Annotated in this window: 19 protein-coding genes; 13 read left to right on the top strand and 6 right to left on the bottom strand. The window is 48.5% G+C overall.

Features of this window, described 5'->3' with window-relative positions; genetic code table 11:
• Positions 1 to 200: 200 nt before the first annotated feature.
• Positions 201 to 1,943, top strand: coding sequence for a sensor histidine kinase (locus FYJ45_RS08680; RefSeq protein WP_154464290.1), 1,743 nt, complete (start codon positions 201 to 203; stop codon positions 1,941 to 1,943).
• Positions 1,940 to 3,457, top strand: coding sequence for a response regulator transcription factor (locus FYJ45_RS08675; RefSeq protein ID WP_154464289.1), 1,518 nt, complete (start codon positions 1,940 to 1,942; stop codon positions 3,455 to 3,457). Before FYJ45_RS08680 ends, FYJ45_RS08675 begins: the two co-directional genes overlap by 4 nt.
• Positions 3,458 to 3,528: 71 nt before the next feature.
• Here FYJ45_RS08675 and FYJ45_RS08670 read toward each other — a convergent pair whose 3' ends face one another.
• The 3 genes from FYJ45_RS08670 to FYJ45_RS08660 form a co-directional block, all read right to left on the bottom strand.
• The gene (locus FYJ45_RS08670; protein WP_154464288.1) at positions 3,529 to 4,914 is read right to left on the bottom strand and encodes a glycosyl hydrolase; all 1,386 of its coding nucleotides are present in this window, start codon (positions 4,912 to 4,914) and stop codon (positions 3,529 to 3,531) included.
• Positions 4,895 to 5,317, bottom strand: coding sequence for a hypothetical protein (locus FYJ45_RS08665; RefSeq protein WP_154464287.1), 423 nt, complete (start codon positions 5,315 to 5,317; stop codon positions 4,895 to 4,897). Before FYJ45_RS08665 ends, FYJ45_RS08670 begins: the two co-directional genes overlap by 20 nt.
• Positions 5,318 to 5,449: 132 nt before the next feature.
• Complete coding sequence (locus FYJ45_RS08660) at positions 5,450 to 5,716, bottom strand: hypothetical protein (RefSeq protein ID WP_154464286.1); 267 nt, start codon at positions 5,714 to 5,716, stop codon at positions 5,450 to 5,452.
• Positions 5,717 to 5,845: 129 nt separating this feature from the next.
• On the opposite strand from FYJ45_RS08660, the gene FYJ45_RS08655 reads away from it, so the two are divergent.
• A complete protein-coding gene (locus FYJ45_RS08655) occupies positions 5,846 to 6,262 on the top strand; it encodes a hypothetical protein (protein WP_154464285.1) in 417 nt (138 codons plus the stop codon).
• Here the strand turns inward: FYJ45_RS08655 and FYJ45_RS08650 are convergent.
• Positions 6,259 to 7,521, bottom strand: coding sequence for a sn-glycerol-1-phosphate dehydrogenase (locus FYJ45_RS08650; RefSeq protein ID WP_154464284.1), 1,263 nt, complete (start codon positions 7,519 to 7,521; stop codon positions 6,259 to 6,261). The two genes, FYJ45_RS08655 and FYJ45_RS08650, sit on opposite strands and share 4 nt — an antisense overlap.
• A gap of 446 nt (positions 7,522 to 7,967) precedes the next feature.
• Between FYJ45_RS08650 and FYJ45_RS08645 the strand changes: the two genes are divergently transcribed.
• The 4 genes from FYJ45_RS08645 (at position 7,968) to pap (ending at position 12,112) form a co-directional block, all read left to right on the top strand.
• Positions 7,968 to 8,744, top strand: a complete 777-nt coding sequence (locus FYJ45_RS08645; protein WP_025487604.1) for a DeoR/GlpR family DNA-binding transcription regulator — start codon at positions 7,968 to 7,970, stop codon at positions 8,742 to 8,744.
• A gap of 532 nt (positions 8,745 to 9,276) precedes the next feature.
• Positions 9,277 to 9,480, top strand: coding sequence for a helix-turn-helix transcriptional regulator (locus tag FYJ45_RS08640; protein ID WP_025487603.1), 204 nt, complete (start codon positions 9,277 to 9,279; stop codon positions 9,478 to 9,480).
• Between the two features lie 135 nt (positions 9,481 to 9,615).
• Positions 9,616 to 10,365 (top strand): DUF3169 family protein, encoded by a 750-nt coding sequence (locus FYJ45_RS08635; protein WP_154464283.1) that lies wholly within the window; start codon positions 9,616 to 9,618, stop codon positions 10,363 to 10,365.
• A gap of 274 nt (positions 10,366 to 10,639) precedes the next feature.
• Positions 10,640 to 12,112: a polyphosphate:AMP phosphotransferase gene (pap, locus tag FYJ45_RS08630; protein WP_154464282.1), complete on the top strand. Its 1,473-nt coding sequence runs from the start codon at positions 10,640 to 10,642 to the stop codon at positions 12,110 to 12,112.
• A 54-nt stretch (positions 12,113 to 12,166) separates the two neighbouring features.
• Here the strand turns inward: pap and FYJ45_RS08625 are convergent, their stop codons facing one another.
• Complete coding sequence (locus FYJ45_RS08625) at positions 12,167 to 13,090, bottom strand: AraC family transcriptional regulator (RefSeq protein ID WP_154464281.1); 924 nt, start codon at positions 13,088 to 13,090, stop codon at positions 12,167 to 12,169.
• Positions 13,091 to 13,610: 520 nt separating this feature from the next.
• On the opposite strand from FYJ45_RS08625, the gene FYJ45_RS08620 reads away from it, so the two are divergent.
• Entirely contained in the window at positions 13,611 to 14,726 is a 1,116-nt protein-coding gene (locus tag FYJ45_RS08620) for a phosphotransferase enzyme family protein (RefSeq protein ID WP_154464280.1), read from the top strand.
• Between the two features lie 86 nt (positions 14,727 to 14,812).
• On the opposite strand, the gene FYJ45_RS08615 is transcribed toward FYJ45_RS08620, so the two are convergent.
• Complete coding sequence (locus tag FYJ45_RS08615) at positions 14,813 to 16,039, bottom strand: HlyC/CorC family transporter (RefSeq protein ID WP_154464279.1); 1,227 nt, start codon at positions 16,037 to 16,039, stop codon at positions 14,813 to 14,815.
• A 406-nt stretch (positions 16,040 to 16,445) separates the two neighbouring features.
• On the opposite strand from FYJ45_RS08615, the gene FYJ45_RS08610 reads away from it, so the two are divergent.
• The 5 genes from FYJ45_RS08610 to FYJ45_RS08590 all read left to right on the top strand — a co-directional run bounded on the left by FYJ45_RS08610 (position 16,446) and on the right by FYJ45_RS08590 (position 23,871).
• Positions 16,446 to 18,737 carry a hydratase gene (locus FYJ45_RS08610; RefSeq protein ID WP_154464278.1) on the top strand — a complete coding sequence of 764 codons (2,292 nt, stop codon included), beginning with the start codon at positions 16,446 to 16,448 and terminating at the stop codon, positions 18,735 to 18,737.
• 595 nt (positions 18,738 to 19,332) lie between these two features.
• Positions 19,333 to 20,340, top strand: a complete 1,008-nt coding sequence (locus tag FYJ45_RS08605) for a SpoIID/LytB domain-containing protein (RefSeq protein WP_195841739.1) — start codon at positions 19,333 to 19,335, stop codon at positions 20,338 to 20,340.
• 89 nt (positions 20,341 to 20,429) lie between these two features.
• Positions 20,430 to 21,347 carry a M23 family metallopeptidase gene (locus FYJ45_RS08600; RefSeq protein ID WP_154464276.1) on the top strand — a complete coding sequence of 306 codons (918 nt, stop codon included), beginning with the start codon at positions 20,430 to 20,432 and terminating at the stop codon, positions 21,345 to 21,347.
• Position 21,348: 1 nt separating this feature from the next.
• Positions 21,349 to 22,542 carry an amidohydrolase gene (locus FYJ45_RS08595; RefSeq protein ID WP_154464275.1) on the top strand — a complete coding sequence of 398 codons (1,194 nt, stop codon included), beginning with the start codon at positions 21,349 to 21,351 and terminating at the stop codon, positions 22,540 to 22,542.
• 303 nt (positions 22,543 to 22,845) lie between these two features.
• The gene (locus FYJ45_RS08590) at positions 22,846 to 23,871 is read left to right on the top strand and encodes a D-alanine--D-alanine ligase family protein (RefSeq protein WP_154464274.1); all 1,026 of its coding nucleotides are present in this window, start codon (positions 22,846 to 22,848) and stop codon (positions 23,869 to 23,871) included.

The raw sequence follows: 23,871 nt of genomic DNA, 5'->3' as shown, positions 1-23,871 counted from the left end.
CGGCACAGGCGGTAAAGTTACCTATTTTCTTTTTTGTTCACGATTTTATCGGAAAGTCCGCCGTTACGCCTGTTTGATTGTAAATAAAAAATGGGTATGCTAGAATGAAAAATATTTGGAAGCTGTCCAATTACAATATTTGTAATGATTCAGCGGGGATGTGCAGCCGGCAATAAAAACAGAAAGCGGGAGGAAAGAATATGCGGAAAATGAATAGTATCAAAGCAAAGCCGTTATCGATCAGCCTAAAGCACCATGTAGTGCTGTATTATATTTTCCTTATTATAGCTCCCTTTTTGCTGCTGGTTGCTCTGTCCGTCAATATTATGTACAAGTATACCTGCAGAATCTATGGAAAATATCTGGTTACCAATCTGGCATCCACACAGGAACAGCTGAATACGGCTTATAACAGGTATCGTGATACTTCTATGACGCTTTATTTGAATAAAACAGTTGCCATTCTGGAAAAGAAAGATCTGTCCGCGGGGGACTGGGACAGGATAAGAGTGGAAATGAGCAATATGTGCGCATCTAATGCGGATATGGCGTCCATGCAGATCGATTCCCATGACACAATGGTGCACGCAGGAGCTTCCAATGCGAAAATTGTTGAATATGTTAACGGGAAAAAGGAAGAGATTATTGCGGAGGGGGGACGGATGATATGGCTTCCTGAAAGCTTTTACTCTCCGTATCCGTTCGGAACCTATAAGTATGTAATTGCCAGGTCTTTGAATACTGCGGAAAAGAAGAATCTGGGAATTATGTATATGACCGTGGATAAGGAGATTTTTGATAATGCCTTTGCTACCATCAATATGGAAGGGGCGACAACCTATATAATACATCCATCCGGTACGGTGTTGTATTGTTCGGATATAAAGCGGCTGAATGAACCGTTTGATATACTGGATGTAAAGGATAAGACGGGATTTTTTACGGAAAAGGTAGGGGGTGAAAACTGTCTTGTGGCATATGCAAAGTCATATAAGACGAATTGGCTTCAGCTTGCTATTGTACCGGTAAATTCTCTTTTTTCGGATTTTAAACCGGTTGGGCTCAGTGTTTTGTTTATTGTCAGTGTTTATGTCCTCCTTATCTTTGTCATGATTATTTTGATGAACCGGCATATTGTCCAGCCGATCCTATTGCTGACGCATGCAATGGATACCTTTGCAGAAGGAAATCTGCAGGTGAGCGCTGAGGAAACCTGCAGAACTAAGGAGATTAAAACGCTCTTCATACATTTTAATACTATGACGAGGAAGGTACATGAACTGATTCTGGACAATCGGCGGGTGGAGCGGGAAAAAAATAATTTTGAGATGCAGGTGCTGATTTCGCAGATGAACCCGCATTTTATATATAATTCCCTGAATACGGTAAAATGGCTTGCCGTGATCAATAAGCAGCTGGTGATTCAGAAGGTTACGGATTCACTAATCTATATTCTGATGCAGATTACCAATAAAGGAAGCAGCCTTCACCGGCTTACGGACGAAATCAGGTTGCTGGAGAACTATACTGTAATCCAGAAAACGAGATTTATGAATTTTGATATTGCATATTCTATATCGGAGGATACGCAGGAGCTTCTGATACGGAAGTTCCTACTGCAGTCGATTGTGGAGAATGCGATAATACACGGCTTCAGCAGAGGAAAGCTGAGTGATGGAAGAATAGAGCTGAAATCATACAAGGAAGAGGAACGGCTTCATGTCATCATACGTGATAACGGCAAAGGATTTGATGTGCAGGAATGGGAAAGCAGAGAAGAGCCGGCGGACAAACAGCATACGAATGTGGGAATTAAGAATATACAACAGATAATAAAGCTGGAATACGGGACTTCCTATGGTCTGTTTATGGAAAGCGAGCCGGGGAAGGGAACCTGTGCGCATTTTATTCTGCCGGTTTTGGAAGACGGGGAGATGGAATGATAAGAATAATTATTATTGATGACGAGATATTGGCCAGGATAGGAATCCAGACCTTTTTGGAAAACAAACAGAATATAGCGGTGCAGGGAACTTTTTCTTCGTCTCTTGATGCGCTTGTTTATCTGCGCGAACAGGGGCCGGTGGATATTGTTATTACAGATATAGAAATGCCGGACATGGACGGACTTATCTTAATTAAAGCAGTAAGGGAGGAAAACCTCAGTACAGGGATTATTATTGTAAGCTGCCATGATAATTTTTCTTATGCCAGGGAGGCTCTGGAACTGGGAGCCGACAGTTATATATTGAAGCAGGAGGTGACAGAAGAGAAGCTGTACAGCATAATTGAAAAGATTAATGCCGAAAAAATCATTCCCAGGCTGGCGGAAAAGTCAGGGGAGGTAAAAACAAAATGGGCCAATGAAAAAGGTACACAATATTTCAGCTATGCGGTCGGAGTATTGAGTATACATAGTGCGGAAAGTATGGAGGCTTCCCTACTGTTGGAAAATGTGGATCGGACCATGCTGATTCATTTACTGGAAAATATTGTGGAAAAAGAAGGAATGGGAACGTTTTTTTCCCCTTATAATAAAGAAATGTTCATTTTGTTTCAATTCCCCAAACAGATGGAGGAAGCAGAAAAAATGGAACTGCTTCGGAAAAACTGCAGTGATCTGCGGCAGAATGTGAGGCTGTTTATCAATGAAAGACTTATGATAGGCTGCAGCCGTTTCTTTGAGGAACTGAAGGAAATCAGAGCTTATTACCAGGAGGGGCTGGAACTGCTGAGCCTGGATTTCTATGAACGGGAAAGCTGTTTTTTTATGGCTGACAGGCAGCAGACGGAACGAAAAATCTCCCTTGCGTTGAATGTGGACAGCTTCCTGGAGCCGGGATGGCTGGAGGAATTTAGCAGGGAGCTGAACTTATTTTTCGATTTCTATGGCAGCAGGCGGACGGATGTGGAGAGCGTGAAAAGCGATCTGTTTCACCAGATGAACCAGTTTATTTATGCGTTGGCGCAGAAATACAGTCTGGCCGGCCAGATGATATTAGAATTTGCCGTCAGAATGGAAGGTATAATGAATGCAGCCGGGAGAAGCTTACTGGAACACAGGCTGAAGGCGGATATGGCAGAGCTTTCAGAGGAACTTTTAAAAAGGCTGGCTGATGACACAATGGAAACGGTTTTGCAGTATATTGAGGCTCATATCTGTGAACAGGTTCCATTGACGGAAGCGGCAGCACAGAGCTTTATGAGTGTTCCGCATTTCTGCAAGAAGTTTAAGGAATATACGGGAGAGACCTATGTGAAATATATTAATAACAGACGGGTGGAGAAAATCAAGGAATATCTGGATTGTGGGAGCTGTTCTTTAAATGAAATTGCGGCAGAAATGAATTTTCAGAATATGAATTATATGATCCGGCTGTTTAAAAATGTTACAGGCATGACAATTCGGGAATATAAGAGAACGGTTATCCGCAATAATAAAAAGCCTTCGAAATAGAGGAAAAAGCCGACGGATTTATCCGGCAGCTTTTTCCTGATGATGCGCCCGGCGGCGTACGTTTACTGCTATCAGTTTTCCGGTATACTCCAGGCATAGGGAACCAGGGTAACGTCATTAAGTATGCCATAAGCGTCAGGTACTCTGATTTCTTTCTGCCAGCGGCTGAAGGAGAGCGGATGACAGTTGGAATATGCAAGGAGGGCATTCAGAAGTGTGGAAGCGACGGTAATGCACAGGGTATTCTCCCCGCAATCCTCCCAGCCATTATCCAGGGAAAAGGAAATACGGTAAGTACCGATTCCTGATGTGAACTCCTGGCCGGGAAGCTCTTTCCAGGGAACCAAATGTTCCAGGGAAAAGAAGGTCTGTATACTTTTTATGCTTTCATTGGGAACCGGACTTTCCGACCACTTTTCCAGGGTAAGTTCCCAGCCTTTTAAAGGGATGGAGGCAGGAATCGCAGTAAAGCCGGCGGATACCACCTTTTTATCGGAAAAAGGAACATCAATCCGGGCGCCTGTCAGTGATTTCAGAAGTATCTGCTGTCCGTCGGTATATTCAGCCCAAAGCTCAGGCAACACCGTATGGAGTCCGGGGAAAGCTGTGTCAAGATATCCGGGTTCTCGTATCAAAGCGATGATACAGCTGTCGTTTTTATCCAGACGGAGACGGAGGGTTACCGTTGTGTCCGTAGATTCGTAGGCGGCAATGGGGGTAATCCGTCCGTCCCATGCATTCAGCAGGAATGGCACGCCGCTGCCGTGAAGCGTCACATCTGTTTTAACAGCAGCCATTTCCCGGGCCAGAGGATAAGTGTCAGCATCCCCGTAATTATAAAAATAATAAAAATCGGCCTGTTGTGTCTGCCTGTGGACATTCAGCATTTTGGAGGGACTGTGGTACCTAGCATTGGGAAGAATTCCGAGTTCCAGGAGGACGGAGGGAACACTCCGGACGGAATCCACCTGCTTTACCAGAGGAAGCCGAAGCATTTCTTCTATGATGGGATAAATGTCCTTTTCCAGATGAAAGGCGGACTGCCCGGGCAGCGTTCCGATAAACAGTACTGGCAGTCCGGCTTTTGTAAATTCCAGCAGCTTCAGCGCAGTAGAATAGGGCAGAAACTGCTGTGCATTCAGCAGAAGTGCCTGATAAGCGGGACCGTCGGGAGCCAGGCGCCCATCGGACACGTAAAGGCCGGAAAGCTCCAGTGAGGAGGGACTGACGAAATCATAGGTATAGCCCGGCTGCTCCAAAAGCCCGTCGTCATCATACAGCTTGACAGCATGGTTGAAATCAATGATTTCCTCATAGCTATGTCTGTAAACTGCGAGATCCATTTTGCTGCTTCCCTGTCTTAGGACAAGTTGGTTTCTGGCCAGAAAGTCTGTATATAATCTGGCATGCAGCCAGTTTGGCTGACAGCTGCTCCAGTTATTGGAAAACTCGCTCAAAACATGGAATCAGTTCTTTTTCCCAGTAGTCGGTTAAAAGCTTTGTGGCCTTGCGGCTGTAATGATCTAGCTGCAGGTTCTGGCAGGTTTTGTTTCCTGAGGGGTGTTCCCACCAGGCGAAAATTACATATTCTCCATCCTCCTCAGGAGTAAAGGAGAGACTCCAGGAAAGAGGATCCGATTTGTCAGCCAGAACTTCCCTGTTAAGGAGAAAGGCACGGGCGGAAGAATGGACAAGGGTATGTGAAGGCTTATCTGCATATTTTGCACAGGTGACAGCAGCCAGACGAGGGATGCAGCCTACGGAGGCGGCATCCGCTACGGCTTGCTCTGATACAGGAACGGATCCTGAAAAAGGAGCAGCTTTGGTAATGCCGTCAATCCAGGCACAGTCGGTTTCCATCTGGGCACCATGTTCCGGATTGGATGCATCCGTAACGGAAGGCAGCGCCAGGAGCCAGAAGGGTGTTATGGAAAAATCAATGGTAAAATTATATTTCCCAGCGATTTCCAGGATGTGTTCGGCAAAAGCCTTTCATCGGGGCGTACCCCACTCTATGGTTAAATCACCAGGGATGTCAAAGCGAGGCATGGGGACCACCTCCGCACCGCCAAAGCCGGCTTCTGCCATAGAGCGGATATCATTTTCGATACCGCCCATGCTTAGATAGGCGGAGGGCAGCCACCAGCGTATTCTGGGGCGGGTGTTTCCTGCAGGACTGCGGAATTCTTCCGCAAAGCCGGCAGAGGTATTATAATGAGACAGCCTGGGGCATATTGGTTCGGTAGTATATGCTTTCATTGGATTCCTCCTAGTATGTAAATAAAATATTGGCTACAAGTCCATTATAGGTGCAAAGCAGGGATTTCCGTATTGAGGGAAATGACAAAATATACTGCTATTTATGTAATAAAGTGACAGGAGAGGTTTATGGGAAAGAAAAAAGATACTGAGATTATTAATGAATGGATCCTGCTTGAAAAGACGGAAAAAAACAGGAACCATGAAAACAGAGACGGTTATATGACAAACCTTTCCCGGAACAGATATGGGGAAATGGAGGATGTTTTTGGAGGGACAAAAAGGCATCGGACCATACGTGCCGTCCAGGCCTTTGATAAAGAGGAGCAGGCAAAGGTGACGATGGAAACGGTTCATGCCACAGACAGGGAAAACGGTATCCGGTATTTTCTTACAGCATTCCATAATCATGATTTTTTTGAGATGATCTATGTGTACCGGGGACAGTGCAAGGCAGGAACCGCTAAGAATCCGGCGGCCTGCCTTTTTGAAGAACAGCTGTTTTTTTCAGCAATAAATTCTGCAGCTTTTTCCTGCATAGATTAGCTAAGTTCAGGAATGTCCAGCATCCAGCATACACGCATCAAAGTAAGGCGGTTGCGGGCGCTGGGAGAAAATTTAAGAAGCTGGGGGAGATATTCGGAGGGAACTTCGATATCCTCCAGTGTTTTTTTTGCACCGATTTTCTCATAAAGGGCGGACAGTTCTTCAGGAGCAGGGATGGTTGAAATGATTCTGCGTATTTCCGGCCATGCTTTAATGAGCATTTCAGGGGTGGCCCCTTCCATGCAGTCCTTTTTGTTTTCCTCCACGATGCTGGGATACAGGGCGGGGCCATAGAAAGACTCCAGCTGGGAAGCGGGGATCATGGAATAAGGATGTACATAAGGCGTAATATCCTCGATTTCAGCCAGTTTATGGCAGGCACGGGAAATAAGGATGGTGCCCACGCCCACCTTTTCGCCATGGAGAGCATCTGAATGGAACGGAAAAGCGGCAGGCTGCATTTCGATAAGGTGGGAGACATGGTGCTCCGAACCGGAAGCAGGGCGGGAATTTCCCATAAGCTGCATGGCCAGTCCGGAAAGAATCAGACCATAGGTCAGTTGTTCAAAGGCGTTTTCATCTCCTTCGGCCAGGCCGGTGCAGCAGGAACGGACTGCGTCCACAGCATCCCGGGTCATACCTTCGATAACCGGGCATAAATATTCGCCCGTAATGGCATGGCCAGCGTTCCAATCAGCCAGAGCCGTATATTTTCCAAAAATATCGCCGGCGCCGCTGAGGGCAAGGTAAAGAGGGGCCTCCTTGATAATATCAATATCGGCCAGGACAAAAACGGGCGCCACGCCGGGCATGGTTTTCTTATAGCCTTTCCAGGTCATAGCGGAAACCGTGGAGCAGAAGCCGTCTACGCTGGCGGCCGTGGGACAGGAAACGAAGGGGATTTTTCTGTCGTTTGCACAATATCTGGTAGTATCGTGGATGGTTCCGCTTCCGATGGCAACCAGATAATCAATATTTTCCTCAAGCTGCTCCATCACCTTTCCCACTGCGATTTCGTTGGCATGGAGATTGGACGGATCGAGAATGATTTCCTGATCAGCGGCCGGATGGATGATGTTTTTGGCATGATATGTATTTTCGTCGTAGATTACAGCCCTTTTTCCGGTAAGGCCGTATTTGTCCATATAAAGATCCAGCTTTTTCAGGCAGCCGGGTTCAATTATGGCTTCCTTTGTGATCATTTCATGGCTTCTGCCGCAGGAGCAGGGGCCGTTGAGTTTGGCACTGTCGATTATCATGTGGATTCCTCCTATGGGTTTGATTTATGGTAAAGAATGTAACTATCCGGTTAAAATAGCATGTTTGCCGCGCCAGCCGGCACTTTCGGCATCCGATTCAGCTATATTATAATATAATCATCTTTTGATGTCCATAGAAAATGAAATAAAATCGTAAATAAAATGAAAGAACCGTAACAACAATCGGATCTGTTGACGAAATTTATCATGAAACAGAAGGGAAACACAAAGAACGGTTGCAGAATGTGTGGGATAAAGTATATAATTGGGTAAGAACGAAGCCGGACAGAACCCGGGCGTGTTCCGATATTCCAGGGGGTGTTTCGAAAGAAGAGCATGTCAGATGGGAGCGGGGCATCATGCAGGCCTGAAATCAGCCCAAGGGGCTATGGGTTTTGTAAAAAAAAGAAGGAACTGCCGGAGCAGGACGGCAGAGAGGAAGGCATATGAATCAGGAGAAACGTCGGAAATATATTTTAGATCAGCTGAAAATAAAATCATCTATTTCAGTTTCGGAATTAAGCGAGGCTTTTTCGCTTTCGGAGGTTTCTGTGCGTAAGCTTCTTGCGAGCATGGAGCAGGAGGGTGTTCTGAAGCGGACCTGGGGCGGAGCGGTCAGCAGGTACGGATCGCTGCGGGAATTTTCCCATCAGGAAAACGAAGTGCGTCACCGGGAGGAGAAAAGAGCGATTGCCATGGCGGCCTATGATTGCATCCAGGACGGGGAAGCTATTTTCCTGGACAGCGGTACGACGGTTTGTGAGCTGGCAAGGTTAATCGTGGAAGGGCCGAAAAGAAATATAATGCCGTGTACCAATAATATTTATGTGGCCATGGAGCTGGCGAAGGCAAGCGATATCCACAGCATTATTATCGGGGGAGAGCTGCGCACGAATATTTATTCCTGCGTGGGTTATCTGGCGGAGCAGGTGCTTGGGAACCTTTTTTTTGACAAGGGTTTTATCAGCGGCAATCATTTTACGGTGGAAAGAGGCTTTTCCACGCCGACGCTGGGAGAGGCTGAGCTGAAAAGAAAGATACTTTCTATCTCCAAGGAAAAAATAATGATGCTGGATTACACGAAATTCGGTGATGATTCCATGGTGCTTATCGCCCGGCCGGAGGATATTGATGTTCTGATTACGGACTGGCATGCACCGGAGGAACTGGTGGAGAGCTTTGGGGATAAGGGGGTCAAAACAGTGGTGGCGCCTCAGCTTTAGGTGGAGGGATAAGGTAAATGCACCGGCCCCCGGCAGTTCCCTTATGGCAAAAGGACGAAGGCGCTGGCGCCGATGCATTTATCCCCTGGCTGTGCGGATTGTATAGGGAGGGATTTTTGACTGGGCTGTGGAGATTGATAAATTTTAGTTTTTTTAAGGGCATCTGAGGAGGGAAAGCGAATCAGGTGCTTATTTTATTGGGGATTTACTGTGAAAGTCCCGGAGCAATCGGCTTTCATTCATGGTGATGTCTGCGCAGGCAGACATGTCCGTTTGGAAAGTAAAAAACAAGGGTGGCAGGAAGAAGAGGGTAAAGTGAAATGGCAGGGAAATGTATTATAGAATTAACAGTTAAATCTATAATAAGAATGACAAGTAAATTTGTCATTGACAACTTTATTTGTCAGTGGTATGATGATTTTGACAAGGAAAGTTGTCATTAAAGATTGGATAAGAGCTCTTAGGCAGGAAGTAAATTAATCATGCTGCTGCGGCCGGAGGCGTTATGGGATGGCCGGGAAAGGAGGGCGGGATGCCGTTATATAATCGATTGAAGGAACATCGGGCAAGGCTGGGTGTGAATCAGGCGGAGCTGGGGAAGCTGGCGGGGGTGTCCAGGCAGACGATCAGCCTTATCGAGAGGGGGGATTATTCTCCGTCGGTGAGCCTGGCGCTGAAGCTGGCGGCTATTTGCGGTACGACTGTGGAGGATATTTTTACATATGAGGATGAATGAAGGTTTGAGGACGAATGAAGGGTTGGCGGAAGGCTGAGTGAAGATTGGGCAGGATTGACAGGCGTGTAATTTTTGGAAAGGTTAACGGATATTTTGAAAGGATGGCAGGTAAAAGCCGGCCGGCAGGAGGTTTTTATGAGTGAAAAGATGACAGGGAAATCAAAGAGTATGGGGCGTATTATTGGGAAAATAGCGCTTTGGCTTGTGATTGGGGGAGCGTTGGGGTTTTTCGGTGCTTTTCTGATTTTTTCCATAAAGGGAGAGACTGAGAATGTAATGCATTTGTTTTTTAATGGCTATCTGGCATATGCCCTGTGGTATCAGCTTGGATTTTTTATTGTGCTGGGAGGCATTGCTGTGACGCTTTATTTCAGGGCCGGTGCGCAGATTAAGCTGGGGAACTATGAAGCGGAGGATCGGGCAGGGGAATATCAGAATGCGGCGATAACGGCGAATGAACTGAATATGGTGATTCAGTTTCTTTTGTTCGGACTGGCTGTGGATGGGAAGAATCCCATGATGCTGGCAAACGTCGTATGTTTCCTGGTGTGCTGTACGGTTGTTGTGGTTATGGAGGCGTTTCTGGTGAAGCAGGTGAAGCGGATTCAGCCGCTGAAGCGGGGGGATGTGGGAGACGCCCATTTTACGCAGAAATGGCTGGAGAGCTGTGATGAAGCGGAGCAGATGGTGATTTATAAGGCGTCCTACAGTTCCTTTATAGCAATGAAAACCTTACTTCCCCTGCTGGAGGCAGCAGCGTTTTTTGGTAAACTGATGTTTGATACGGGAAATTTCCCGATTGTTCTTATTTGTATTGCCTGGGGTGTGAATACGGGGGTTTATTGCTTTGGCAGCATGAGGCTGGAGAAAGGGAATAAGATGTAACGATATTGGTTTGTCCTGGATATAATGAGTGATTATGGCGCCGTATTTGTGAATACGGCGCTGTAGTATTTAATTGACGTAATTCGGGCAATCTTCCTTGTCTCCCGGCCCTGCGTGTGATACACTGAAAGAAAGGCGGGGAAAGCAAAATGTAATTGTTTGCAGTATTTCAGACAGGCCTTTGCATTTACTGAACAGACCTGCTGAATAGTTACGGGAAAACTACAAATTATATTTGTATGATCTTCTGCAAGGAGACCAGGAGGGAGGTAATATGCTGAAAAATCACGTAGAGCAGGAAAGACCCGGGGAAGAGGAACTGGGCAGGCGTCTGGGGGAGGCCAGAAAGAGGCTGGGGGCGCTGCAAATGCAGATTAAGGAGCACGGCCTGCCGGTGCTGGTGCTGATGGAAGGCTGGGGAACTGCCGGGAAGGGCAGTACTATTGGGAAGATTATCAGGAACATTGATCCCCGTTTTTTCAAGGTGGCAACCATGGCGGCGCCTACGGAGGAGGAACTGAGGAAACCGTTTTTGTACCGGTATTTTGCCAGGATTCCCGAGGCGGGAAAATTCACGTTCCTTGATTCCGGCTGGATGGACGAAATCACAGGGGATGTGCTGCAGGGAAAGCTGGATGACAAGGGCTATGCTTCCAGAATTGACAGTGTAAAACGTTTTGAAAGACAGCTTACGGACAACGGCTATCTTGTTATGAAGTTTTTCTTCCATATTGATGAAAAAGAACAGCGGAAGCGTCTGGACGCGCTGCTGGTAAATAAGGATACGAGCTGGCGGGTGAGCGAATCCGACCGCTGGCAGAATAAGCATTATGATAAATGTCTGAAGGTATTCGACCGCTATCTTGATGACACCAATGTTTCCACCGCCCCCTGGTATATTGTAGATGCCCATTCCAGGAAGTGGGCGCAGCTGCAGGTGCTGGAGATGCTTTGTCAGGGGATTGACGTGGCGCTGCAGAATAAGAGCCTTGCTGTTCCGCTGCTGCAGAATACCTTCCCGTTGGAAAAAATGCCGAAGCTTGGCGAAATCGCGCTGGATAAAACAATAGAGGAAGCTGGATATCAGGAGGAGTTGGATAAGCTTCAGAAAAGGCTGGGAGAACTGCACAACCGGCTGTACCGTAAGCGGGTTCCTGTGATCATCGCTTATGAGGGCTGGGATGCGGCAGGAAAGGGCGGCAATATCAAACGGATCACCGGGGCGCTGGATCCCAGAGGCTTTGAGGTGCACCCCATCGCCAGCCCGGAGCCGCATGAGAAGGCGCGCCATTATCTCTGGCGTTTCTGGACCAGGCTTCCCAAGACCGGGCATATTGCAGTATTTGACAGAACCTGGTACGGCCGCGTTATGGTGGAGAGAATTGAGGGTTTCTGCAGTACTAACGACTGGCAGCGTGCCTATAACGAAATCAATGAGTTCGAAAAGGAGCTGGTGGACTGGGGCGCGGTGGTCATCAAGTTCTGGGTGCATATTGATAAGGATACCCAGCTGGAGCGGTTTAACGAAAGACAGAACACACCGGAAAAGCAGTGGAAAATTACGGATGAGGACTGGAGAAACCGGGAAAAATGGGATGCCTATGAATTGGCGGTCAATGAGATGATTCAGAAAACAAGCACCACCTATGCGCCATGGCATATCCTGGAGTCCGTGGATAAGAAATACGCCAGAATTAAAGCGCTGAAAATAGTTATTAAGGAACTGGAAAAGGTTTTGGGAGAGTAGCCGCGAGGTCGGAAACGGCTGCCCGGACTGATAAAAAGGAGCCGCAGCTCAGGGTTATTTCCTGAACTGCGGCTCTTCTGATAATTTTTTGATGGAAGAAGAATATTCGGAGGGCGTCATGCCCGTAATTTTTTTGAACTGCCTGGAAAAATAATGGACGGACGTATAACCCATGGTATCCGCTATCTGTGTGAAATTCAGGCTCTGGTTCCGGATCAGCTGCTTGGCGGTGTCGATTTTCATCCGGGAAAAATAATCGATGATGCCGCAGCCGTTTTTTTCACGGAAGAGCTTCTGCAGCTGGGAACGTCCCACCAGGTTGTCCCTGCAGATCTGTTCAATCGTCAGCTGTGCATAAATATGAAGCTCCAGGTAATTCATTATCCGTTCATAAAGATCCACATCGGATTTCTGCTTCAGTGTGGTAGGACGTTTAAGCTCCGGTTTTATTGCCGTATAATGGCGGATCAGCTGAATTAACAGCTGTTCCAGATGAAGCTGGATCATCTGTGCGCTTCCAAAGGGCGGATTGGCGGACAGCTCCATTTTTTTCAGATAAGGATCATCCAGGACGGAGGAAAACAGCTGCCGGGCCTCCGTAATGATCTGGGCGATGAGGCTGCGTTCCGATTCGCCGATTGTAAACACCCGGTCCCTGAAAAAATCCATGGCAGGCGAGGTGCATTCGAAGGAAACCACCACCACGTTAGGCGCCACCTTGCCGTTGGAACGCACCGTATGGAATTCGTTAGGCTTATGAAATATAATTTCGTCCTTTTTCAGGGACAGGGTGCGGCTTCCGGCGACCACATTGACCTCGCCCTTATCCACACACAGGAACTCCCAGAAATTATGGGCTTCCCCGGGAAAGGAAAAATCATTCATATATTCAAAATAATGTACGGTATACAGCCTGTTGATCAGAAGGGAAGGCTGCAGTGTCACATACTCATAAGCGCCGGCATTTGTATTTTCCATGTCTCTTATCCTTTCTTCATCCGGGGCCGGAAAAAAAGCTGTTCACTCCGGAAAGTTTATAATGCGTATGAACTTATATTAACAAATTCGGGGAAGAAATTCACCTTTTTTTCATACTTTTTTTTATTTTGCCCAACTGATTGTATAAATAAGCGGACAGATAGTACAAAGAGATTTGAACTATTTGTGCAATGAGCCTTTGATATTGAAAATAAAAATAAATAAATTACAAAATATAAACAAAAAATAAAAATAAATGAATATATTTTTATGTAAAAAGTCTATCTGTTGGCATAATCAGATAAAAAAGCGAAATTATTGTGTAAATAATTATTGTGTAATAATGTTATAATGAAAATACAAAAAGGGAAAATGGCTGCGGATCTGGGACCGGAGAAGTAGCGGAGATGAAGGCTGGCAGAAAAGCGTTTTCAGGGGCCGGAAGAAAAGCACTGCAGCCGGTAGGATTTGTATGCGGCTACAGCCGCATGCGCGTCACAGCGCGCAGATAGGAGTGGAAATGGATAAACTGGATATGAAGGTAATTCAAGAGAAAATTGCGCCGATGTTCCGGATTGAAGGAACCCTGACCGAAGCGGTTCCTTATGGAAGCGGTCATATTAATGATACGGTCCGTCTGACCTGTACGCTTGATAACGGCAGGCCAAAACGGTACATTCTGCAGCGCATGAATCATGAAATTTTTAAAAAGCCCAGGGAGCTAATGGAGAACATCATGAATGTAACCTCCTTCCTCAGAAATAAAATTATCCAGAACGGCGGAGATCCGGATCGGGAAACACTGAACGTAATCCGCACGGTTGACGGAGATAATTACCTGGTGGACGAGGACGGCGATTACTGGAGAACCTACATATTTATTGAAGATGCGACCTGCTTTGATATCGTTGAGAAGCCGGAGGATTTCTATAACAGCGCGTTGTCCTTTGGTAATTTCCAGAGGCTGCTGGCGGATTATCCGGCGGCGACCCTGCATGAAACCATCCCGAATTTCCATAATACGGTGAGCCGGTTTGTGGATTTTACCAGGGCGGTTGAAGAGGATGTGATGAAGAGAGCCTCCGGCGTGCAGGAAGAAATCCGTTTCGTGCTGGACAGAGAGCCTGATACCCATGTTATCTGTGATGCGCTGGCTAAGGGCAGGCTTCCGCTGCGTGTTACACATAATGATACGAAGCTGAATAATATCATGATCGACAATAAGACGGGAAAAGGTCTGTGCGTCATTGACCTGGATACGGTAATGCCCGGCTCCGCACTTTATGATTACGGTGATTCCATCCGTTTTGGCGCGAGCACCGGAGCGGAAGATGAGAAAAATCTGGATTTAATCAGCTGTGACCTGAAGCTTTTTGAAATCTATACCAAAGGCTATGTGGAAGGCTGCGGCGGCAGCCTGACAGAGCAGGAAATCCGTATGTTTCCCATGGGGGCAAAGCTCATGACGCTTGAATGCGGAATGAGATTCCTGGCGGACTATCTTCAGGGAGATGTTTATTTCAAAATCCACCGTCCCGAGCATAACCTGGACCGCGCCCGCACCCAGTTCAAGCTGGTGGCCGACATGGAGAGCAAGTGGGATAAAATGACGGCAATCGCAGAGAAATATTTATAAGCGTTTTACATGGGGAATGATTATCATATGACAGCCGCGCCTTTATTGGCGCGGCTGTTTTGATGGTGCGCCGTCCGGCGCCTGTCTTAATCGGTGCGGACCATACGTGCGGTTTTCACACGTCTTTCTTCCATTTCCGTTACGATTACCTTCCAGCCGTGAAAGCTGAAGGAGTCTCCCTTTTCCGGTATTTTTGAGAGGCTATTCATAATCCAGCCGTTGACGGAGACCGTCTCCGTTTCCTCATCCACGCCAAGCGTTTCGAACAGCTTATCCGCATTGGCGCTGCCCATGACCAGATATTCCTTCCCGGAAAGCCTGCGGATGGGCTGGATGATTTCGTCATGTTCATCCCATATTTCCCCCACCAGCTCCTCCAGGATATCCTCCAGGGTAACAATGCCTACGGTGCCGCCGAATTCATCGATGACGACGGCGATATGAAGCTTGGAAGCCTGAAGCTCCTTTAACAGCAGGCTGATTTTACGGTGCCTGGTTATGTAAAGCGCCGGGCGGATGATGCTCTCAATGGCTTTGTCCGTTCCATAAACCGAATTGTAAAAATCCTTCTGATACAAAATTCCGGTGATATTGTCAATGGAGCCCTGATATACAGGAAGACGGGAATAACCGGTAGCCGCGAAAACGGAAGCAATTTTTTCAGAGGAGGCATCCGCGCTGATTCCGGTAATATCGATCCTGGGAGTAAGGATGTCAGCCGCCTTCAGCTCGTTAAACTCAATAGCATTGCGCAGCAGCTCGCCCTCCTGGCTGTCGATGCCGCCGCCCTGCTGCGCCTCTTCCACAATCGTTATCAGCTCCTCTTCTGTAATAGTCTGGTTTGAGGCGGTGCCAAAAAGCCGGGAGAGCACTTTTTTCCACTGTTTAAAAAGAAAGTTCAGGGGAGTGAGCAGAAGGGCGAAACCGTTCAGAAGGGGCGCTGAAAACATGGCAAAGCTCTCAGGCGCTTCCTTGGCAATACTCTTGGGAGACACCTCGCCGAAAATCAGGACCACCACAGTAGTGACGGCGGTGGAAACACTGGCGCCCATATCCTCCCCCAGGAACCTGACAAACAGCAGGGTAGAAAGGGAAGCGCTGGCTATATTCACAATATTATTGCCGATAAGAATGGTGGAAAGAAGCCTGTCATAATCCGAGGACAGCTTCAGGACAAGCGCGGCCCTTTTGTTCCCCTTATCGGCCATATTTTTTATGCGGATACGGTTCAGGGAAGAAAAAGCGGTTTCCGTTGCGGAGAAATAAGCAGACATGACAATACATAAAATAATAATTAACAGTGTAATATTCATAATTTAACCTTACAGATAAAATCCTTTCATAATTCAATTCAGTGATGGCTGCCGGTTCCTGTGACAAAAAGGATCATTCCAGCAATACCATTCTGCGGAACTGAAAACAGGAAGGATTTCCGTCACTGTCGTCTGATTCATCCATAAAATGCATACCTCCTTTGGGAAATGTTTTTACTATACACAATAACAGAAAGCAGAAGATGACTCAACTGTTTTACACACAGCTTAACAGAATTTTAGCATAGGCGCCGGAAGCCCAAAGGAGATGTAAATTGCAGCGCTATCTGCGGATACCGGAAAGTACCCGCAATTTAAGATTGATTCCTTTTTGTGTTTCCTCTATAATAAGTAATCAGTAAGTGAAGCTGAAAATTATGCATTACATAAATAAAGGAGGAGACACATGGTAACATTACTAGAAGGCGGTGCCTATCTTGTAAACGGCACACAGATCATTCCTGATAATCAGGATGCGGCGGCGCGGATAGCTGCCGAAACCGGAAGACAGGTAACAAAGGAGGAAGCGGCAAAGGAAACAATTGCCTACGGCATCCTGGAAAGCCACAACACTTCCGGTAACATGGACAACCTGAAAATCAAATTTGACAAGCTGACCTCCCATGATATAACCTTTGTAGGAATTATTCAGACGGCGAGAGCATCAGGGCTGACCAAATTCCCCATACCCTATGTGCTTACCAACTGCCACAATTCACTCTGTGCGGTGGGCGGGACGATTAATGAAGACGATCACCTCTTCGGACTCACCTGTGCCAAGAAATACGGCGGCGTCTATGTGCCCCCTCATCAGGCTGTTATCCACCAGTTCGCCAGGGAAATGCTTGCCGGCGGAGGCAGGATGATTCTCGGCTCCGATTCCCATACCCGCTACGGCGCGCTGGGAACCATGGCCATGGGCGAAGGCGGGCCGGAGCTGGTTAAACAGCTTCTCAACCAGACCTATGATATCAAAATGCCCGGCGTAGTTGCCGTTTACCTCACCGGAGAGCCCATCAGAGGCGTAGGCCCCCAGGACGTTGCCCTGGCTGTCATCGGCGCAGTATTCAGAAATGGCTATGTGAAAAATAAAGTCATGGAATTTGTAGGCCCCGGCGTGGAAAAACTGAGTGCTGACTTCCGAATCGGCATCGACGTCATGACCACGGAAACCACCTGTCTCTCCTCCATCTGGAAAACAGACAGGGAAATCGAAGAATTCTACGAAATCCATGGCAGGAAGGAAGAATATAAGGAACTCAACCCCGGAAACGTGGCCTACTATGACGGCCTGGTAACTGTGGACCTCTCCGCCATCAGACCCATGATTGCCATGCCCTTCCACCCCAGCAACACCTATACGATTGAAGAACTCAACGCCAATCTGGATGACATCCTGGGCGATGTGGAAAAGAAAGCCCAGGTAAGCCTTGACGGCGCTGTCAACTACACCCTGCACGACAAAGTGAGAAACGGAAAATTCCATGTGGACCAGGGAATCATCGCCGGCTGTGCAGGCGGCGGCTTTGAAAATATCTGCGCGGCAGCGGACATCCTCAAAGGACAATACATCGGTGCGGATGAATTTACGCTCAGCGTTTACCCTGCTTCCATGCCCATTTATATGGAACTCATCAAAAACGGCTGTGCCGCCACGATTATGGAAACCGGCGCAGTCATGAAAACCGCCTTCTGCGGCCCCTGTTTCGGAGCAGGCGATACCCCGGCCAATAACGGCTTCAGCATCCGCCACTCCACCAGGAACTTCCCCAACAGAGAAGGCAGCAAGCTCCAGAACGGCCAGATCGCATCCGTTGCGCTCATGGATGCCCGCTCCATTGCGGCAACTGCAGCCAACAAAGGCGTCCTCACACCGGCAACGGAATTTGATGCTACCCTGGGCAAATACAAATACCATTTTGACTCCAAAATATATGCAAACCGCGTATTCGATTCCAAGGGCGCGGCGGATCCTGAGGTGGCAATCCACTTCGGCCCCAACATCAAAGACTGGCCGGCCATGTGCGAACTCCCGGAAAACCTGGTACTCCGCTTAGTATCCGAGATCCACGACCCGGTTACCACAACCGATGAACTGATCCCCTCCGGAGAAACCTCCTCCTACCGCTCCAACCCTCTGGGCCTTGCGGAATTCACGCTTTCCCGCAAAGACCCCGCCTACGTAGGCCTGGCAAAAGACATCCAAACCGCCCAGACCGCCGTAATGGAAGGAAAGTGCCCCCTGGAGGCCAAGCCCGAGCTGAAGCCCGTCATGGAAACCATCCACACCCGCTTCCCGGAAGCAGGCGAAGGAAACATCGGCTTTGGATCCACCATTTTTGCAGTAAAACCCGGCGATGGATCCGCCAGGGAACAGGCAGCCAGCTGCCAGAAAGTCCTGGGCGGCTGGGCCAACATAGCCACCGAATACGCCACCAAACGCTACCGCTCCAACCTGATTAACTGGGGAATGCTCCCCTTCCTCATTGAAGAAGGCCCCCTTCCCTTTACCAACAAAGACTACCTCTTCATCCCCGGCATCAGAAAAGCCGTAGAAGAAGCCCAGGACACCATTACCGCCTACACCGTGACCCCCGAAGGCCTCACCCCCTTCCCCCTAACCTTGGGCGACCTAACCAAAGAAGAACGCCAAATCATCCTGGACGGCTGCCTCATAAATTACAACCGCGTAAAATAGTAAAATAACAACCCTAACAAATTATTATTAAATATCGCTCATTACCAATAACTTTTTATCATTATCACCTCCAAAGGCCATATCTGTTCCCAAATACAGATATGGCCTTTGCCATATTTACCCCTTGTCCTTCCTCCCTATTATCACAACCAATAGGATAAAGGCATGTGCCACGGCGGCTTCCCGTCTCTGTCCGGTGGGGGCCGGGGCCTGTCTGTGTTTCCCGGGGGCGGCGGTGGGGATATTTTCAGATCCATTGGAAAAAACGGAGATGTTTCTTACTGCTTCGAAAAGCCAGGATTCGGCCGCCCCTAGTGGCCTGTCTGACGAGCCAATGCGACGTAAGTCGCGCGGGCGAGGAGTTTTGGCCACGTTGGCCGAATCCTGGCTTTGCGAAACAGTTAGAAACACCCCGTTTTTGAAACTGGATCAGAAAATACCCCACCGCCGCCCCCGGGAAACACAGACAGGCCCCGGCCCCCACCGGACAGAGACGGGAAGCCGCCGTGGCACATGCCTTCATCCGTTCCCCACGAATAAAAATGGGTGGTGGGACATAGAATGGAGTAAATATGCAGAATGCGGAGAGATGACTATGGACAGAAAAAAGTTACTTCCGAAAACCCGCCCCACCCCCCGCAGGCCGTTTTCCCCCGCATTCAGAAATTCCGCAGGCCGGCAGCGGCTGCTGGATCTTTGTGCGGTCCTTTTATTTTTACTCCTGCTTCCCTATGTATGCAGCCTTTTTTTCGGAAAAGGAGAAAGCGGCCATGAAACCGTTCCGGTATTTGAGGAAGAAGGAAAGTTCATGGTGGCCTGTGAAAGCAGCGCGGGAGTGAGCAGAATCCCCCTGGAGGTTTATGTGGAAGGCGCTTTGGCGGCCAGTATCCCCGCAGGCTGTGAGGAAGAGACGCTCAAGGCGCAGGCTGTGATCCTCCGGACCATGTGCATGAAGGCGTATGAGGAAAGGGCATCGGTTGAAGAAACAACGATTTCCGCCAGGAAAATCGGACAGGACTATCTGGATCTGCGGGAACGGGAAGCTCTCTGGGGAAGCTCGGCTGTGGATAATCAGGCAAAAATTTCCCGGGCTGTATCAGAAACAAAGGGTATGTATCTGACCTGGGAGGGAAAGCTTATAGAACCGGCCTACTTCTGGCTCAGTGCGGGAAAGACGAGAAACGGCAGGGAGGTGCTGGGCGAAGGCTATGATTATCTGGTGAGCGTGGACTGCGAGCATGATATAGAAGCCGAAGGCTATACCTTGCGAACAACCATAAAGAAAAACGAATTCTGGACGGCCCTGGGAGTCAGTGAAACGGAAAAAATAACCCTCACAAGAGACAGCGCCGGTTATGTCCTGTGGGTGGATGCGGAGGGAATACATATGTCGGGAGAAAAATTCCGCAGCCTTTTTTCCCTGAATTCCTCCTGCTTTACCATCAGTGAGGAGCAGGGGCTTGTAGTGCTGGAAAGCCGCGGCGTAGGGCATGGGCTGGGTTTCTGTCAGTTTGAGGCTAACCGCAGGGCGGTGCAGGGCGAGGATTTTCTGGCTCTTTTAAAAGATTTTTTTAAAGGTGTTGAAATACAAAAAACTGAATAATGGAAAGGAAAACGGAAAGACTAAGCTTGAAGGATTTCAACTGATAATTGGCATCTGCCAAAATGAATAGGAAAGAGAAGGAATGCCCTATGAGAAGAAGAAGGAGATCAAGCTTTAGAAAAGAAAAAGCAATCATGCTGGTATCCAGCTGCCTCGTTCTGACGGCGCTGACCGCTACCGGCTTGTATGTAAGAAACAGAGGCCAGGAAAAAGAAGAGGATAATTATATTGTGGATTTCACCACGCTGGACGAAGCCAACAGGGATAAAGCGGGTGAAGCACAGGAATTGGGTGAACAGCAGGCTGATGCCGGTGAGCTGGACTATGATCCCAGCTTTCAGGAGGCCAATTCCGGGAAAGTGGACAACCCTGACATGAAAATGCTTGGCAGCACGGCAAACGCCGGAGAGCAGGCGGCAGCGGAGCAGGCAGCTGCAGAGGCGGCACAGGCCGAAGCGCAACAGGAGGCGCTGGCACAGGAATCACAGGAAGCGCTGGAAGCAAACGCGTCCGATGCCATAGCAAAAACAGACGATGGGAATGAGACTGCAAAAAGAGACGAGGATGCCATGAATACGGTGCCTGCCCTGGATTTTTCCGAGTCAGATACCCTTGTATGGCCCATCGTGGGAAATGTCCTCGTGAATTACAGCATGGACAAGACCGTCTTTTTTGCCACACTCCAGCAGTATAAATATAATCCGGCGATCATCATTGCCGCTACCCAGGGAGAAGGCATTACGGCTGCCGCCGACGGACAGGTAACCACCATTTATGAGGATCCGGAAATCGGAACCGCAGTCATTATGAATCTGGGCGACGGCTATGAACTTACCTACGGACAGCTGACGGATCTTACCGTAGCCGAAGGTGATGTGGTAACCACCGGGGAAATTATCGGAAAGGTGGCGGAGCCTACCAAATATTACAGCGTGGAAGGCTGCAATGTTTATTTCAAGCTGACCAAAGACGGACAGCCGGTAAATCCACTGAACAGGCTGAGCTGAGATGGAAGGTAAGCTGCTGATACAAAACGGACGCGTATTTCCCATGATGGGAAAGGTTATCCCCAAGGGCAGCGTCCTGATCGAAAATGGAAAAATAACCGCAGTGGCGGAAAGGATAGAAGTCCCGGACACGGGCAGTACGGAAATCATTGATGCATCCGGCTGCCTGGTGATGCCGGGCCTGATTGAAGCCCACTGCCATGTTGGCATTACGGAAGAAAAAAAAGGGATGGAGGGAGATGACTGCAATGAAAATGTCTCTCCGGTAACGCCTTGGCTGAGAGCCATAGACGCCGTAAATACCATGGATGCCGCATTTGACGATGCCGTCCGGGCAGGAATTACCTCAATTATGGTAGGCCCGGGAAGCTCCAACGTGGTGGGCGGCCAGTTTGCCTTTATTAAAACAAAGGGCAGACGCATAGATGATTTGATTGTAAAGGCCCCTGCCGCTATGAAAATCGCTTTCGGAGAAAACCCCAAGGTTAATTTTTCCGGCCAGGAAAAATCCCCGGTTACCAGAATGGCCATCGCGGGAATCCTGCGGGAGGAGCTCCATAAGGCTGTACAATACCGTAAGAAAAAAATGCGCCTGACAAAGGATTGCCCGAAGGGGCAGGAACCGGATTTTGAACCGGATTTCCGCCTGGAATGCTGGATGCCCGTACTGGAAGGGAAAATTCCCCTGAAGGCGCATGTACATCGGGTGGACGATATATATACCGCCATACGCATTGCAAAAGAATTCGGACTCTCTATGACACTTGACCACTGCAGTGAAGGACACCTCATCGCGGAGGACCTGGCAAAAGAGGGCTTTCCCGCAATAGTCGGCCCCGACCTGTCCAGCAGAAGCAAAATAGAAGTACAGAATATGGCTTTTAAAACCGCAGGCATTCTGCGCGAGGCAGGGGTGCTGGTGGCAATTACCACCGATCACCCCGTATCCCTTATCCAGTCGCTGCCCATTTGCGCGGGTCTTGCCGTAAAGTCCGGACTGCCTTTGGAGGAAGGACTGAGAGCCATTACCTGCAATCCCGCCCGTATCTGCCGCGTATTTGATCGTGTGGGCAGCCTGGAACCAGGAAAGGATGCGGATATTGCTATTTTTACAGGCAACCCTATGGAAACCTTCACCAGGACCATGTGCACTATAATTAACGGAAAAATTGTATACAGGGATACCGGCTTTTAATTTTAATTCCTGAATTCTTATCCAGGTCCCTGTTCAAATCCCAACCCGCCCGAACCGCATCCCTCCCGCGGCCCGGACGGGTATTTCCATGCCCTCCCCCGGAACACTGTGAGCCTTAAAAAAAGCATCTTTTTCATTTTCTAATAGCCCCGGATATGCTACAATTGAAAAGCACGGGCGGTATCTGACATAAATTGGCCCTGTGAAAAATAAGGTAGTAAGGAACTGGACTGTGCATTTTATAACAGTTCCTGAGAAAAGCTGTCTTAGCTTAAAATAAATTACAGGAATTGGAGGAGACTCATGAAAATTGTGGTATTAGGCGGCGGCATCAGTACGGAGAGGGATGTTTCCTTAAGCTCCAGCCGCATGATTTATGAAGCGTTAAAGAAAAAGGGACACCAGGCGGTTTTGCTGGATGTCTATCTGGGATATGAAGACGATTACGCCGGCATTTTTGAAAAGGATGTGGACTGGGCTGAAAACATAGGGGGAATCAAGGAAAGCAATCCTGATATAGTGCAGATAAAGGCGCTGCGAAAGGATGGCGGAAGGAGCTTTTTCGGCCCCAACGTGATAGAGATCTGCCAGATGGCCGATGTTGTTTTCCTGGGACTGCATGGAGAGGACGGAGAGAACGGAAAGGTGCAGGCGGCTTTTGACCTGCTTGGAATCCATTATACGGGAACGGATTACGTCAGCTCGGCGCTGTCCATGGATAAGAGCCTGGCAAAAGAGCTTTTTGCCTTCCACGGCATTCCGACCCCGGCGGGGATCCGTGTGAGAAAGGGACAGGAAAGCGCGGAAAGAGTGCCTTATCCCTGTGTAGTTAAGGCCTGCAAGGGCGGTTCCAGCGTGGGCGTATGCATCGTGCATGAGGAAAAGGAATACCAGGCCGCCCTGGAGGAAGCCTTCAAATATGATGAGGAAGCGGTAATTGAGCAGTATATTGAAGGACGGGAATTTTCCTGTGCAGTCATTGACGGAAAAGCGCTGCCGGTAATTGAGATCGCCCCTCTCTGCGGCTTTTATGATTATAAGAACAAATACCAGGCGGGAAGCACCATTGAAACCTGCCCGGCGGACCTGCCGGAGGATAAGTCCAGGGAAATGCAGCTCATTTCCGAAAAAGTATTCCGGGCGCTGCGCCTCAAAAAATATGCGCGGATGGATTTCATGATGGATAAGGAAGGCAAGCTGTATTGCCTGGAGGCCAACACCCTTCCCGGAATGACCCCTACCTCCCTGATTCCGCAGGAAGCCCGGGCCATTGGAATAAGCTTTGAAGACCTGTGCCAGTGGATTCTGGAGCTGGCGCAAAAGGACTGA

This window comes from Eisenbergiella porci (assembly GCF_009696275.1).
GTDB classification, from domain to species: domain Bacteria; phylum Bacillota; class Clostridia; order Lachnospirales; family Lachnospiraceae; genus Eisenbergiella; species Eisenbergiella porci.
The sequence above is the reverse complement of the archived record's forward strand: the minus strand, read 5'-3'. Positions and strand labels throughout refer to the sequence as shown.